We start from the raw sequence: 14,753 nt of genomic DNA, 5'->3' as shown, positions 1-14,753 counted from the left end.
CCTTTACGATCAAATGGACAATTGAATGGCGCGACCCTTCTTTTCAGCTAAGACCAGTTTACTGACATTAAGCTTCAGCATTTTGGTCGGATGCAGTGCCACACCTGAGCGGCATAATTACAGCGAGACCGCTCATGAAGCCTTAACGACAGAAAACACAGCCTTGTTTGGCGAGCCGCAAACACGCTCAGAAGTTCTCTTACTTGAAGACATTATTAATGACCCTTTTTTAGATGAACTGACCAAGCAGGCACTGCAAGGCAACCCAAGTCTCCAAAAAACAGCCCTGTCCCTAGAAGCCAGCGCTTGGAACATTAAAAGCCTCCGCGGAGAAAGCTTACCCAGCGCGAGCGCAAGTTTATCTGCCCAAGAAAGCAGCGATAGCGACACCACATATAGTGCTGGCCTAAGTGTCAGTTGGCAGCTTGATCTGTGGTCAAAGCTTAATGACAGTCGCTCCGCTGCGGAAAAAACCCTCGCCAGTGATGCGGAAACCTTCCGCGCCAGCCAAGCCACGTTAGTAGGTAATGTGATGAAGAACTGGTTGCTGCTCATCGCCAATCAAAGAGCCATCGACATCGAACAACAGCGTTTGATCCTGTTAGAAACCAATGAAAAACTGATCATTCAGCGCTTTCGAAATGGCTTAGGCACCTTAGAAGGATTGGACGAAGCCAAAACGTCTACCTCCCAATCCCGTGCAGACTTGGCGGAATACCAAGAAACACTGGCCAGCAACCAACGGGCGATGAAGCTATTGCTTGGCGATAACAAAGACTTCCCCATGCCGCCATCAAAAGACTATCCAGAAGTGTATGTCTCCCTTGACGAGCTCCCTGCCCAAGACCTTTCTGCTCGTCCGGACATTCGTGCGGCCTACCTTGCCATTGAGGCGGCGGACCTAGAGGCTAATGTGGCCTTTAAAGACATGCTGCCATCCCTTAGCCTCAGTGCCACATTAAGCGACAGTGGCCCTTCATTAAGAGACGCTCTATTTGTCTCTCCTGTTTGGTCTTTGCTGGGGCAGTTGACCGCCCCACTCTTCCAAGGAGGACAACTAAAGGCTGCCAGTGAAATTGCAAAATTAGACGTGGCACAGAGCTACCAAGACTACCGCAGCACCCTACTGACAGCAGTAAACGAAGTAGAAGACGCCTTAGGACAAGAGAAAGTGATTAACACCCAACGTATGCATATTAGGGATGCACTGACCACTGCCGAAAGCAATCTTTCCCTTTATGAACAAAAGTATCGGGGCGGCTTAGTGGAGCTCAGTGATTTAATCAGTGCTCAGCAATCCGTCTACGACCTAGAAGCACAGCTCGATACTCTGCAATACGAACAATTGACCAACCGCGTCGATCTCGGTTTAGCCCTTGGCTTAGGAGTTAAAAACCCATGAAACGAATATTGCCTTGGCTAACCCTAGCAATCGCCCTTGCTCTATTAGTGGGCATTTATCTCTATGTACAACATGCTATTGAGGCCAATAATTCCCGAATTGCTCAACCCCGTCCACCGGCAAAGGAAAACCCTTTAAACGTGACCGTAGTGACAGTATCGCCAGCAAAACATGCAGCTCAAATCCAAGCGGTAGGGCTTGCGTCACCGCGCTATGACCTCACCCTAACCAATCAGGTCGCCGGCGAAATCATTACTATGTCACCCTCCTTTGATGTGGGAGAACAAGTGCGTCAGGGGCAAACTTTACTGACCTTAAGAAACGTGGAGTTAAGCGCAGATCTTGCCAGTGCTCAAAATGACGTGGCCACGTCAGAACTGGCGTTAAAAGAAGAACAACGCCAAGTAGAACAAGCCAATGCAGAATGGCGTGCTGCTGGCTTAGAAGGTGAACCCGCTTCCGATCTCGTTCTAAGAGCACCACAGTTGGCCGCCGCCCAAGCCGATCTCACCTCTGCCAAAGCTGCCCTAGCACTGGCTCAAGACAATGTTAAGAAGCTTAAGATCACCGCTCCCTTCGATGGCATCATCACCGCTCAGAATGCGTCTCCAGGTGAATACTTAAGCAGTAACTCAGAGCTTGCCACCCTATACAGCTCAGACGAAGTGTCGATTGAGTTGCAACTCAGCGCACAAGATTGGAATAAGCTACCAACAGGTCAACAAATGCTTGCCCAAAACTGGCAAGCCAGCATTCGCAGTATCGATGGACAGCAACAATGGCAAGGTTATGTGAAGCGTGTGGGATTACATGTGAATTCAGAATCAGGCTTGCGTAGCTTATACATTGCCGTTGATCGCCCCCTTGAACTAACCCCCGCTTTGCTACCCGGTAGCTACGTATCTGTGATCGTTCAAGGAATGGAAACCGACAACCTATGGCAGCTTCCCAACTCAGCACTGAGTCAAAAAAGCCAAATTTGGTATGTGAATGCAGACAATCGCCTCGCTAATTTCGATGCGACACCTCGCTTTGTGGATCAAGATTACGTGTACATAGACGTACCAGAGAACCTTGCCCAAGCCCCTCAAAAGATCTTAACTCAACCCTATAACAGCTACCTAAAGGGCATGCTAGTGACGCCTGAAGAAGTGGTGTCACCATGAATCCAGAAAATGCTCGCGGTATCATTCCCTGGTTTGCTAACAACCCTGTTGCAGCCAACCTGTTATTAGTTCTAGTGATCGCTTTAGGCGTCCTCAACATGGACAGTCTAAATCGGGAAGCCTTCCCGAGTTTAACCCCCAACCGAGTGGCGATTTCCATCAGTTACGACAGTGGTTCCGCCCAAGCCACTGAAGAAGGGGTAGCCATCCCGGTGGAGCAAGCACTACAAGGTGTGTTAGGGATTAAAAACCTCACCACAGCGTCGACGGGCTCCAGTATGTCTGCAAGCATCGAAATGCAGGATGGGTATGATATCGATACGCTACTAGACGATGTAAAAGACAATTTGGACCAAGTCACGTCTTTTCCAGATGAGGCCGACCCTGCGGTCGTCTCCAAAGCCATGAGGGAAGAACACGCCATTTGGATTCAGCTTCACGGGGCGACAGATCGTCGTACGCTACAGACCCTTGCCACCGAACTAGAGTCCGACTTACTGGAAAACCAGTACATTAATTCCGTTTCCATCAGTGGCTGGCTTGACCCCACCATTATGATAGAGGTGGATCGTCGCAAGCTAGAAGCCTACAACCTTACCCTGAGTGAAGTGGCTACCGCCATCAATAATGAGTCTAGCCCTTCCACCGTTGCCACCTTGCGAAATGAAGACATATATCTACACGTCCGAGCTTCAGAACAAGCCTATGTGAAAGCAGACTTCGCGGCCATTCCGATCTTAAGCCTTAGCACTGGTGGCAGCCTGCGTCTGGGGGATATTGCCAATATTCGTGATGCCTTTGATGAGGACGACTTTGTTCTGTCCCGCTTCAATGGCGAATCAAGCCTCGCTTTACAAGTGATCACTTCAGGGCAAGATGACATCACCAACTCCGTTAACGGTGCTAAAAGCGTAGTTAACGATTGGTTAGAGGCGGGACGTTTACCTCAAGGGGTATCCCTGTCTACTTGGTATGATCGCAGTGAATCCATAAACGACCGATTATCCTTAATGATTCAAAACGCCATCACAGGCATTCTTTTTGTGTTTATCATGCTGGCGGTATTTTTAAACCTCACCGTGGCTTTCTGGGTCGCCATGGGCTTGCCGTTTATCTTCTTTGGCACCCTATTCGCCATGGGGTTAGAGAGCATCGATCTGACCCTAAACATGTTTACCACCTTTGGATTTATTATGGCCCTTGGTATTGTCGTTGACGACGCCGTGGTCATTGGGGAGAGCGTCTACTCAGTACGCTCCAAGGAAGGTGACACCCTAGCGAATACCATCAAGGGGACTATGCGTGTCGCGGTCCCTACGCTATTTGGTGTGTTCACGACGGTGGCAGCGTTTTGGGCGCTCTCCAACATTAGCGGCCGCTTAGGGCAGCTATATGCCCAATTTGCTGCGGTGGTCGCAATCTGTTTAGTGCTTTCCGTTGTGGAATCCAAGCTGATTTTGCCAGCCCACCTTAGTCACCTTAATACCCAACGTCGCAAAACCGACAACCCGCTTCTTAAAGCTTGGGGCGCCATACAACATGGGGCTGATGCCAGCTTACAATGGTTCAATGAGCGCATTTATTTCAATTTAATCAAACAGTCCATTCAGCACAGATACGCCATTCTGGTGGCCTTTATCGCCCTTTTTGTTTTGGTTGTATCTATGCCACTCACTGGCGCTATGCGAATGAGTTTTTTCCCGAATATTCCAGGGGATACTATTCGTGCCAGCGTGACCATGTATAACGATGTGAGTTATGGGCAGACGAGTCGTGTTCTGTCCCTAATGGAAAACACAGCCCACCAAGCAGACCGAAACTTGCTGAAAGGTGCGTCCGATTCAGGCATCGAAAACTTCCAAATCACCTCCAGTGATGACCAATCTGGTAACTTACGAATAGAACTCAACAGCGATGCACCCTATACGGCGGCCGCCTTCGCACAGGAATGGCAGAAGCTAACCGGCTCCCCAGAAGGCGTCAGCAATCTACGAATCCGAAGTGCTTGGGAATCTGTAGATGCGCTACGGGTAGAACTACGGGGCAGTGATAACAACGTGCTCAGCGGAGCCATGACCACCTTTATAGAAAAACTCAATGCCGTGCCTGCGGTACGTGGCATTGAAGAGAGCGATGCTGCCACAGAGTCAAGGCTGGTCCTAAACCTCAATGATCAAGGACGCGCACTGGGCCTGACCACTAGCGGGTTAGCAAGCCAGATTTCACGCAATTTTGATGGTCAGGTCGTGCAAAAATATCAACGTGATAACAATGAGATCGAAGTCCGACTTGGCTATCCAAGTGACCAGCAGGAAAGTCCGGCTAACATTCTCAATACGCAAGTGACATTAGATGATGGCACTCGAGTGCCATTGGCATCCGTTGCCAGTCTGACGCAGGAAACAGCGCAAACTAAGATTACTCGGATTGATGGCAAGCGTTCGGTTTACCTTTCTGCCGAAGTGGATAAAGATCAAATGTCATCCACTGAGGTGGTCGCCTATCTTAAAAGCGCCATTGAGCCAGAAATGAAACAGCGCTTTCCATCCGTGGATCTTTATTACTCAGGGGAAGCAGAACAAAGGGCTGAAACCCAATCTTCCATGATTCAGATGTTCGCCATCGCCATGTTGATCATCTATGGCTTACTGGCGATTCCATTGAAATCCTATAGTCAGCCTCTGATCATTATGATGGCGATCCCCTTTGGAGTGGTCGGCGCTTTATTGGGGCATTGGTTCAATGATCTGGCCTTAGGGATCTTCTCCCTCAATGGCATCATTGCCTTGTCGGGTGTGGTCGTAAATGACAGTTTGCTGTTAACGTCACGGTTTAACGAACTGCGTAAAGAAACCATCCATATAAAGCGGGCGATTGTTGAAGCCTGTCAAAGCCGTCTACGAGCCGTTCTACTCACGTCGATCACGACCTTTGCAGGTTTGGTACCGATTCTTGGAGAAACCTCGCGACAAGCTCAGGTAATGGTGCCCGCGGCGGTGTCTCTGGCCTACGGCATTTTATTCGCTACCTTAATAACCTTAGTACTGATACCGGTTATGCTCATGATCAAAGAGGATTTGACCTACGGCATAAACAAATTCAAATCCTTGTTTCGCTCGAAGGAAGATGTACTACCTTAGACACTGGCTCAGTATTCGTTCAGCTTAATGGAGGGGCTTAACCAAATAGGCAAGCTGTAAAGCAGCGTCTTTTGGTTGCCCCATTTTCATATGCTCGGGAAAAGGTTCAACGTAGTCCATGGGCTCATAGCCTCGCCGAATAAGGTATTGGAGCACATCTTCCCGAGGGAATAAGATAGAGATACTCGCCAAGGTCACACCAAAGAGGTTACGACAATCTTGCTCTAGTTTTTTTAGTGCCGCATCCCCCACTCCCTGTTGTTGTACATAGGGATGTACCGCTAACGATGTAATGTAGGCCTCATTGGCGGCAATGCTGGCATGTATGGTCGCCACAATAATGTCATTACGACGATGCACATACACAACTCCTTGACGGTCTTTGATTTGAGAGCGCACCTGAGCCACACTCAGGCGAGGCCCGTCCACCCATGCTCGCTCATCAGTCCAGCCCCCTTCCCCACGGTAAGCGTTATTTATAAGCGTGGTGATTTCGTCCGCATCATCTAGCTGCGCCATTTCAAAATGTACTTGATTGGAACGCATATCGCCTCCCTTTAAATATCTTTTGAATAGTCTAATCCTTTGCCAAACAGCAATTGCGTAAATACCGTTTATTTTTATTTTAGATTAATAAATTGATTCTGTACTTGGTCAGTATTTCGCAGGGATTTACGACTCTTCGACTAAAGTCTCAATTCTTCTTTACACGGGCACTGCTACATTGAATGTGCAAATAAAAATAACAAAGGAGATCGACTGTGTCGGATCATACTCAAAACCAAGAAAACTACTGGAAGGCGAACGTCAGATTGATTTTTGGCTGTTTAATCGTTTGGGCATTCGTGTCTTACGGTTGCGGTATTCTGCTTCGTCCTTTGCTTGCAGGCATCGAAATCGGGGGAACAGATTTAGGATTCTGGTTTGCTCAACAGGGCTCCATCATCAGCTTCATCATTTTAGTGTTTTTCTACGCTTGGCGTATGAATGCGCTAGATAAAGAATTCGGGCTTGAGGAGTAATCAGCATGAGTCAGTTTACTATTAACTTGTTGTTCGTAGGGGCGTCCTTCGCACTCTACTTTGGTATCGCCATCTGGGCGCGTGCCGGCTCCACCAAAGAGTTCTACGTTGCTGGCGGTGGTGTTCACCCTGTCATGAATGGTATGGCAACGGCCGCTGACTGGATGTCTGCTGCATCCTTCATTTCGATGGCGGGCCTAATCGCTGCTGGCGGTTACGCTAACTCTACCTTCCTAATGGGCTGGACGGGTGGCTATGTATTGCTTGCAATGCTGTTGGCACCTTACCTACGTAAGTTCGGTAAATTTACCGTGCCAGACTTCATTGGTGATCGTTTCTACTCCAAATCGGCCCGTCTTGTGGCCGTTGCCTGTTTGATCATTGCGTCGGTAACCTACGTAATTGGTCAAATGACAGGTGCAGGGGTGGCGTTCTCTCGCTTCTTAGAAGTAGACAAAGACACTGGCTTAATCATCGCTGCTGTAGTGGTATTCTTCTACGCCGTATTAGGTGGTATGAAGGGCATCACTTACACTCAGGTGGCACAGTACTGTGTATTGATTGTGGCTTACACCATTCCAGCCGTGTTCATCTCCTTGCAACTAACAGATACCTTCATTCCAGCTATTGGTTTGTTCTCTGAACACACTCAATCTGGCATGCCTTTACTACAGAAACTGGACGAAGTGGTACGTGAACTTGGTTTCCGTGACTACACAGCCGACGTAGACAACAAGGTCAACATGGTTCTGTTCACCTTATCTTTGATGATAGGTACCGCTGGTCTACCTCACGTAATCATTCGTTTCTTCACGGTACCTAAGGTAGCAGATGCACGTTGGTCTGCGGGTTGGGCACTAGTATTCATCGCGTTGCTTTACCTAACTGCACCAGCAGTAGCATCTATGGCACGCTTGAACCTAATGACAACCATTTACCCAGAAGGTCCAACAGCTGAATCCATTCAATACGATGAGCGCCCTGATTGGATTCAAACTTGGGAGCAAACGGGTCTAATCAAATACGAAGATAAAAACGGCGACGGCCGCATCCAGTTCTACAATGACACCCCTGCTTTTGCTGATGAAGCAACCGCACGTGGCTGGGCTGGCAACGAGCTAACGGTTAACCGTGACATCTTAGTATTGGCAAACCCAGAGATCGCGAACCTACCAGGTTGGGTAATTGGTTTGATCGCAGCGGGTGGTTTGGCAGCAGCATTGTCTACTGCAGCAGGTCTACTACTGGCGATTTCCTCTGCGGTAAGTCATGACTTGATCAAAGGTTCTATCAATCCAGACATTACTGAGAAAGGTGAGTTGTTGGCGGCTCGTATTTCCATGTTCTTTGCCATCATTGTTGCCACCTACCTAGGCATGAATCCACCAGGGTTCGCGGCTCAGGTGGTTGCATTAGCCTTCGGTATTGCAGCAGCGTCTATCTTCCCTGCGCTGATGATGGGTATCTTCTCTAAACGTGTTAACAGTAAAGGTGCCGTATTCGGTATGCTAGCAGGCCTAGGCTGTACGCTGGTTTACATCTTTACTTACCTAGGTTGGTTCTTCATCCCAGGTACAAACACATTAGCGAATACACCTGATAACTGGTTGTTTGGTGTTTCACCATTGTCATTCGGTGCCATCGGTGCGGTGATTAACTTCGCAGTTGCCTTCATCGTGTCAAGCATGACCGAAGACGTACCAGAAGAGATCCAAGAACTTGTCGAAAGTGTTCGTTACCCTAAAGGGGCTGGCGGCGCAGTCGATCACTAATCGTTAGCCTAAGCTGACTGAGCCTAGCCCCACTTGGGGCTAGGCATTTAACAAGATGATAATAAGAAGGTGACTTTATGCTTTGGGAATTAATCGCGACCATCTGTGCAGGCCTTGCTGGTGCGGGTATCGCCCTATTCGTCCGTAAGCTGTCGTTAAAGAAAGCACCCAAATGGCTAGTCCCTGCCTTTGCTGGCATCGGCATGCTCAGCTTCCAGATTCAAAGTGAATACACTTGGTATTCTCATCAAGCAAGCTTACTACCTGATGGCGTTGTCGTCGTCAAAACCGTAGAAGAAGAAGCCCCATGGCGTCCATGGAGCATGTTTTACCCACAGACCACTCGTTTCATTGCCGCCGACATTAACAACGCTGCACAAAACAACGTCAATGATGATATCTATCTGGTGGATCTGTATTTTTTCGAGCGTCGCTTGTCTGCTAAGCGCGTCCCTCAAGTCGTCCATTGTGGCGCGGGTGCTAGAGCGGATTTCACAAATAAATTAAGCATCCCAGCAGGAGACACTGTGAGCTCTTCTGAATGGCAAAGCCTAGCCAGTGACGATCCATTGTTAAAAGCGGTATGCCAAAAACCTTCCGCATAATGAATCCCATTCATTCCAAATTCAGAAACAGCGTTTGCACTGTCTGAACATTTGATCAAAATAGAAGGCTCTTAGATAAGGGCCTTTTATGCATTTTACCGAGCAAGAACGAGAAACACTCTACAAGGTTATTTTTAATCGCCGCGATGTGCGCCGTGAGTTTCTACCTGATCCCATTCCAGAAGCGGTTATTCAGCGATTGCTCAAGGCAGCCCATCATGCACCGAGTGTCGGTTTCATGCAGCCATGGGACTTTATTGTCATCACCCAATCTGATACCCGACGCCGCATCAAAGAAGGCTTTGAGACCGCTAATCGCGAGTCCGCAGATTTGTTTGACGGTGAGCGTAAAACCAAATACCAATCCCTTAAGCTCGAAGGCATTATGGAGGCCCCTTTAGGCATCTGTATCACTTGTGACCGCCAACGCACTGGCAATGTGGTGCTAGGAAAAACCATCAAACCTGAAATGGATCTTTTTAGTGCTGTGTGTGCAGCACAAAACCTTTGGCTTGCGGCCCGAGCAGAAAACTTGGGCATGGGATGGGTGAGCATTTTGCACGACGACGTACTTTACGAAGCCTTAGGTATTCCAGAGCATTTGGAGATTATCGGCTACTTTTGCATCGGCTATGTCTCAGAATTCCAACCATCTCCTGAATTGGAAAAATATGGTTGGCAGTCCCGTCGCGACATCTCTCAAGCCATACATTACGAAAAATGGTCAAACACCGAAAAAGACCAATAGTTTAGTTTTTCTCATCTATCTAGAGAATTTATATCGTTTGTTTAGGCGGCTTTGGAAGCCTATTATTAGCCTATCAAATGAACAAATCCTCGGAGGATAGTATGAGCAACAAAACATTAGTGGAAATGATTGAAGACATCGATACGTCTTACCTTACTGAACAAGAGAAAAACGCTGCCATCGTTAGCGCACAGACTTCTGAAATTCTTGTAGGTTCTGTATTTGCTGCCGTTGCATGGGTTAAAAAAGTAGCTTCTAAAGGCTTCTCAATCGGTTCAGCTAAACCATCTCACGCATAATCTAATGCGGTTTTTAGGTTTCGAGCGCAAGAATTAACATAAAAACGCGCTTACCTAACCTACTTCTTTCTCTGCCCTCCTCTTCGAACATTAATTTTATTTCATCCCACTTAATTTCATCCCTCTTAATAACCATTAAATAGATCCCGAGCTTATTTTTATTCAAGCATACTTTTTTCAGGCACAAAAAAGAGCCACCCAGTTTCCTAAGCAGCTCTCTTTCATAAGCGTTCAATCAGACCATTAGATCTTAGTGGTGGTGACCACCTTCTCCATGAACATGACCGTGCTCGATTTCTTCAGCACTTGCTTCGCGTACTTCAACCACTTCAACTTCAAAGCTTAGTGATTTGCCCGCTAATGGATGGTTGCCATCTAGCAAGATGCCGTCTTCTTCTACACCGATCACAGTAACAGGTTGTTGGCCGTTTGGTGTTTGCGCCATAAACTGCATGCCAACTTCAATAGAGTCAACACCTTGGAAGTTTTCACGTGGCACTTTTTGGATCAGTTCTTGGTGTACAGGGCCGTAGCCTTCTTCTGCAGACACTTCAACTTGCATTGCATCGCCAGCTGCTTTGCCTTGAAGGGCATTATCAAGACCTTCAATGATATTACGAGCACCGCTTAAAAAGACTAGTGGCTCTTGACCTGCAGAGGAATCTAGCACTTCGCCATTTTCATCTTTCAGGGTGTAGTGCATGCTAACAACTGTGTTTTGCGCAATTTGCATTATCTTCTCCTAACATGGATTTGGGAACGAGTGCTTGATAAAAGCAAAATCGTTTTGCGTAACACCGCCACATCACGAACCCTAAGTTTATTCATGTTTAATGGTAACTAAGCCATTGGCCGATGACTACCGTATAGGTCGTTTTATCAGAAATTTGTCACTTATCGCTTAGTATTTAGTCAATAATCACTTTATATGATGTGTTTTGCATATAGGAAAACGAATAATGAGCACATACTATCCAAGCATTTCTCCTGCCTGTATGTGATGTTCGCGACAGATTTCAACGTCGAACACGACTAACGTCTAAAGGCATGGGTCGCGCCCTATGCTACATTAAACGGATTCCAACACTCAGCTAGCAAATGGACCCCATGCAAACATGACGGCTTTTTGGATCATTCTTGCGATACTCTATATTCTCGGCCTCTTTTGGATCGCCACATGGGGCGATAAAGACAGCCCAGCAGCGAAACGACTGACCCGTCATCCGTTGGTTTACAGTCTCTCCCTTGCCATTTACTGTACCGCGTGGACCTTTTATGGTGCCATTGGTGAAGCCACACGCTCTGGGTGGAGCTATCTCCCCATCTTGCTTGGCCCGATTTTGCTGTATCTATTCGGCTTTCGAATTTTAAAGAAGATGATGTTTGTCAGTCATCGCCAAAACATCACTTCTGTGGCGGACTTTATCTCCTCCCGTTACGGTAAACGTCCCCTGACAGCACCTTTGGTCATCCTTATCTGCATGTTGGCGATCATCCCTTATATCGCCTTACAGCTTAAAGCCATTGGGGCGAACTTGGCTTTGTTCGTTAACCAAGACGAATCTTCCGCAAGCTTGGTGGTTTTCATTTCGACTGTCTTGATCGGCGTCTTTGCCATCTTATTTGGCACGCGCAAGGTGGAAGTCACAGAGTACCGCTCAGGTATGATGCTCGCCATAGGCAGCGAATCCTTGTTTAAACTGATCGCTATCATTGCCGTAGGACTAGTAGCCATCTACGCCGCCCAACACAGCTCAGTTGAAGACTTTGCTGCCGAGGTTGATTTAGCTGCCTGGCAGTTAGAGACCTTCACCTCATTCCCGTTTATTATGCAGACCTTGATGGCGGCAGCGGCGGTGATTTGTTTGCCAAGGCAGTTCCACGTCACCATCGTGGATCATCAAAACAGTCGCCAGTCTCGTACTGCCCGCTGGGTGTTTCCATTTTACCTCATGATCTTTGCGGTCCTGATTCCACCTATTGCTCTGGTGGGACAAAGTCTATTTGGTAGCTCAGTGAATGGGGATACCTATGTCATCCAGTTCGCTTTAGAATCCAATAACTTGCCATTGCAAATTCTCATTTTCCTTGGGGGCATGTCAGCCACCACGGCCATGGTGATCATAGCTACCTTTGCCCTCAGTATCATGATCAGCAACGATGTGATCTTGCCACTGATGATCGCCCGCAGCAGTACGAAACGCCGTGGATTACCGACCTATAACCGACGTATTTTGTTAGTACGCCGAATTGCCATGGTAGGCATCTTGGCCCTTGCTTATCTTTATTATCAAGAGATGGCCAATAGCGAATCCTTGGCCAACACAGGCTTGATTGCTTTCTCCTTGGTCTTTCAATTGGTACCGGCCGTATTAGGTGGTCTCTATTGGAAACGCGGCCATGCCTACGGTGTCTACGCAGGGCTGACGTTGGGCTTCTTATTTTGGTTGCTCTGGATGATGCTTCCGATCACTGGCAGCATTGATCTAACGAACTTTGATGGCTATGACTCCCGTACTGAGCTAATCAGTTATGGTGCTTTGATCAGCCTGATTGCCAATACGGTGGGCTACATCTTTGGTTCATTACTGGCCACTGAACGATTGGTAGATCGTATTCAAGCAACTGCCTTTGTGTCGCCCACTTCGGAAGTTGAAAACCGCTTCTTTAAACCCAAAAGCAAGGCCATCAACAGCGACTTATTTGTGTTATTAGAAACCTTCCTTGGGGAGCAAAAGTGTGCCGAGGTCATTCGTACTTTTGAACAGAACTACAACGAAAGCTTGCCAACCAACCAAACGCCCTCCCGCCGTTTTGTGGACTACTGTGAACGGGTATTAGGGGGGGTTTTAGGAGGTTCTTCTGCCCGCACCATAGTCAACTCGCTGCTAGTAGATAAACAAATCAAAATCGAAGAAATGGTGACCTATTTAGATGAGGCCACCCAAGCCATCCAGTTTAACCAAAACCTACTCTTCGTCTCTTTGGATAACCTTGATCACGGCATCAGCGTAGTGGATAAGGACCTGCGCATGGTGGCATGGAACCAAACCTATATGGCCCTCTACCCCTACCCTGAAGGCATGCTCAAGATCGGTCTTTCTGTGGAAGAGCTGATTCGCTATAACGCTGAAAATGGGGAATGTGGTGTGGGCGATGTGGAAGAGCTGGTCAACAAACGACTTGAACATTTACGTAAAGGCACAGGTCACAGATTTTTACGCCGTCGGGCCAACGGCCGTGTCATCGAAATGGTAGGTAATCCCCTGCCAAACGGTGGCTTTGTCACCTCGTTCACCGATGTCACCGAGCACATTGAAAGTCAGCAAGCTCTTAAAGACGCGAATATCGACTTGGAAAAACGCGTAGTCGCCCGTACTCAAGAAGTGCAAAGTATTAACCAAGAGCTGGTTCAAGAGATTGATAGACGGGCGCAAGCGGAGCAACAATTGATCAATGCCAAGGCGGAAGCAGAACACGCCAACGCGTCAAAGACGGAGTTTTTGGCCTTAGCCAGCCACGACATATTACAGCCATTGAATGCCGCTAAGCTGTATCTAGGCGCTCTACAAGAGAGTGACATTCCGGACGATTCCAGTACCACACTGAATAAGCTGGCCGCCTCACTAGAGTCCACCGAAACACTGATCGCAACCCTATTAGAAATCGCTCGACTCGACCAAGGAGCCATCAAACCAACTTTAGTTGATGTGGACATTGGCCCAATCATCGACCCCATCGTGGCGGAATTTGGTGTCATTGCCCAGAGCAAACACCTAAAAATGTCTACCCATATTCGCCCTTGTCGTGTCCACTCAGACCCGGTGTATTTGCGGCGCATTATTCAAAACTTTGTCTCTAATGCCGTCAAGTACACGGAAAAAGGCCGAGTACTCATCTCAGTACGCTCTGTGAAAGACCATATTCGAATTCAAGTTTGGGACACAGGGGTAGGTATTCCAGCCACAGAACAAGCCAAGGTTTTTGAAGACTTTTACCGCTGGGAAAACAACAAAGAGCCAGGCATGGGGCTGGGACTTGGCTTAGTTCGAAGAATGCAGCGACTACTTGGAGTCACCACAGAGGTGCGCTCGGTTCCCCATAAGGGCAGCTGCTTTACCATCTTGGTGCCTAAGGCAAGCAGTCAAGTCAGCACAGCCTTGCCGATAGATAAGGAAACGCGCTCCGCTATTAACAAAGATCTGGCCATGTGCCACGTATGGTGTGTGGACGATGATCCTAATAACCTAGAAGCTATGAGCACCCTGCTAGAAAAGTGGCATTGTACCTATCAGACTTTTAGTCGTTACCAAGATGCTCTGAATGCCTCAACTGAGCAGATTCCTGAGCTGCTGCTGATGGACTATCAACTGGACGATCATCAAGATGGGATTGAGCTGATTAAAGCTCTGCGTCAGCGCTTCAATCAACCCATTCCAGCGGTTCTGATCACAGCTGTACGCTCAAATGAGCTAGGAGAAACCTGCCAAGCAGAGGATATTTCCTACATGCCAAAACCAGCAAAGCCCGCAAAATTACGGGCTTTGGTACAGCATATCGTTGGCAAGCGCAGTCCCCCTTAAAAAGAATCTGCGCTTT

Annotated in this window: 11 protein-coding genes; 9 read left to right on the top strand and 2 right to left on the bottom strand. The window is 47.9% G+C overall.

Annotated features, from left to right (window positions below):
• Positions 1 to 25 precede the first annotated feature (25 nt).
• The 3 genes from ACZ5DR_RS10800 to ACZ5DR_RS10790 are packed head-to-tail and all read left to right on the top strand — an operon-like array spanning position 26 to position 5,708.
• Positions 26 to 1,402, top strand: coding sequence for a TolC family protein (locus tag ACZ5DR_RS10800; protein WP_377369202.1), 1,377 nt, complete (start codon positions 26 to 28; stop codon positions 1,400 to 1,402).
• On the top strand, positions 1,399 to 2,568 hold the full coding sequence (locus ACZ5DR_RS10795; protein WP_377369201.1) for an efflux RND transporter periplasmic adaptor subunit: 1,170 nt from the start codon (positions 1,399 to 1,401) through the stop codon (positions 2,566 to 2,568). The genes ACZ5DR_RS10800 and ACZ5DR_RS10795 overlap by 4 nt, the downstream gene beginning before the upstream one ends.
• Positions 2,565 to 5,708 carry an efflux RND transporter permease subunit gene (locus ACZ5DR_RS10790; RefSeq protein ID WP_377369199.1) on the top strand — a complete coding sequence of 1,048 codons (3,144 nt, stop codon included), beginning with the start codon at positions 2,565 to 2,567 and terminating at the stop codon, positions 5,706 to 5,708. The genes ACZ5DR_RS10795 and ACZ5DR_RS10790 overlap by 4 nt, the downstream gene beginning before the upstream one ends.
• 24 nt (positions 5,709 to 5,732) lie before the next feature.
• On the opposite strand, the gene ACZ5DR_RS10785 is transcribed toward ACZ5DR_RS10790, so the two are convergent.
• Entirely contained in the window at positions 5,733 to 6,254 is a 522-nt protein-coding gene (locus ACZ5DR_RS10785) for a GNAT family N-acetyltransferase (RefSeq protein ID WP_377369197.1), read from the bottom strand.
• 215 nt (positions 6,255 to 6,469) lie between these two features.
• On the opposite strand from ACZ5DR_RS10785, the gene ACZ5DR_RS10780 reads away from it, so the two are divergent.
• The 5 genes from ACZ5DR_RS10780 (at position 6,470) to ACZ5DR_RS10760 (ending at position 10,154) form a co-directional block, all read left to right on the top strand.
• Positions 6,470 to 6,730: a DUF4212 domain-containing protein gene (locus tag ACZ5DR_RS10780; protein ID WP_377369195.1), complete on the top strand. Its 261-nt coding sequence runs from the start codon at positions 6,470 to 6,472 to the stop codon at positions 6,728 to 6,730.
• 5 nt (positions 6,731 to 6,735) lie between these two features.
• Positions 6,736 to 8,502, top strand: a complete 1,767-nt coding sequence (locus ACZ5DR_RS10775; RefSeq protein WP_377369193.1) for a sodium:solute symporter family protein — start codon at positions 6,736 to 6,738, stop codon at positions 8,500 to 8,502.
• Positions 8,503 to 8,579: 77 nt separating this feature from the next.
• Positions 8,580 to 9,107 carry a hypothetical protein gene (locus ACZ5DR_RS10770; protein WP_377369192.1) on the top strand — a complete coding sequence of 176 codons (528 nt, stop codon included), beginning with the start codon at positions 8,580 to 8,582 and terminating at the stop codon, positions 9,105 to 9,107.
• Between the two features lie 88 nt (positions 9,108 to 9,195).
• Positions 9,196 to 9,855 (top strand): 5,6-dimethylbenzimidazole synthase, encoded by a 660-nt coding sequence (gene bluB, locus ACZ5DR_RS10765; RefSeq protein ID WP_377369190.1) that lies wholly within the window; start codon positions 9,196 to 9,198, stop codon positions 9,853 to 9,855.
• Positions 9,856 to 9,956: 101 nt separating this feature from the next.
• Positions 9,957 to 10,154, top strand: coding sequence for a hypothetical protein (locus tag ACZ5DR_RS10760; protein WP_377369188.1), 198 nt, complete (start codon positions 9,957 to 9,959; stop codon positions 10,152 to 10,154).
• Positions 10,155 to 10,404: 250 nt separating this feature from the next.
• Here ACZ5DR_RS10760 and ACZ5DR_RS10755 read toward each other — a convergent pair whose 3' ends face one another.
• Positions 10,405 to 10,887 (bottom strand): FKBP-type peptidyl-prolyl cis-trans isomerase, encoded by a 483-nt coding sequence (locus tag ACZ5DR_RS10755; RefSeq protein WP_377369186.1) that lies wholly within the window; start codon positions 10,885 to 10,887, stop codon positions 10,405 to 10,407.
• A 382-nt stretch (positions 10,888 to 11,269) separates the two neighbouring features.
• Here ACZ5DR_RS10755 and ACZ5DR_RS10750 point away from each other — a divergent pair, with 382 nt between their 5' ends.
• Positions 11,270 to 14,737 (top strand): hybrid sensor histidine kinase/response regulator, encoded by a 3,468-nt coding sequence (locus tag ACZ5DR_RS10750; RefSeq protein WP_377369184.1) that lies wholly within the window; start codon positions 11,270 to 11,272, stop codon positions 14,735 to 14,737.
• Positions 14,738 to 14,753: the final 16 nt, after the last annotated feature.

The organism is Marinomonas vaga, assembly GCF_055388305.1.
The sequence above is the reverse complement of the archived record's forward strand: the minus strand, read 5'-3'. Positions and strand labels throughout refer to the sequence as shown.

Excerpts from the sequence above, each read along its gene's own strand:
- ACZ5DR_RS10800 (WP_377369202.1), top strand. The coding sequence starts at position 26 with ATGGCGCGACCCTTCTTTTCAGCTAAGACCAGTTTACTGACATTAAGC.
- ACZ5DR_RS10795 (WP_377369201.1), top strand. The coding sequence starts at position 1,399 with ATGAAACGAATATTGCCTTGGCTAACCCTAGCAATCGCCCTTGCTCTA.
- ACZ5DR_RS10790 (WP_377369199.1), top strand. The coding sequence starts at position 2,565 with ATGAATCCAGAAAATGCTCGCGGTATCATTCCCTGGTTTGCTAACAAC.
- ACZ5DR_RS10785 (WP_377369197.1), bottom strand. The coding sequence starts at position 6,254 with ATGCGTTCCAATCAAGTACATTTTGAAATGGCGCAGCTAGATGATGCG.
- ACZ5DR_RS10775 (WP_377369193.1), top strand. The coding sequence starts at position 6,736 with ATGAGTCAGTTTACTATTAACTTGTTGTTCGTAGGGGCGTCCTTCGCA.
- ACZ5DR_RS10770 (WP_377369192.1), top strand. The coding sequence starts at position 8,580 with ATGCTTTGGGAATTAATCGCGACCATCTGTGCAGGCCTTGCTGGTGCG.
- bluB (WP_377369190.1), top strand. The coding sequence starts at position 9,196 with ATGCATTTTACCGAGCAAGAACGAGAAACACTCTACAAGGTTATTTTT.
- ACZ5DR_RS10760 (WP_377369188.1), top strand. The coding sequence starts at position 9,957 with ATGAGCAACAAAACATTAGTGGAAATGATTGAAGACATCGATACGTCT.
- ACZ5DR_RS10755 (WP_377369186.1), bottom strand. The coding sequence starts at position 10,887 with ATGCAAATTGCGCAAAACACAGTTGTTAGCATGCACTACACCCTGAAA.
- ACZ5DR_RS10750 (WP_377369184.1), top strand. The coding sequence starts at position 11,270 with ATGACGGCTTTTTGGATCATTCTTGCGATACTCTATATTCTCGGCCTC.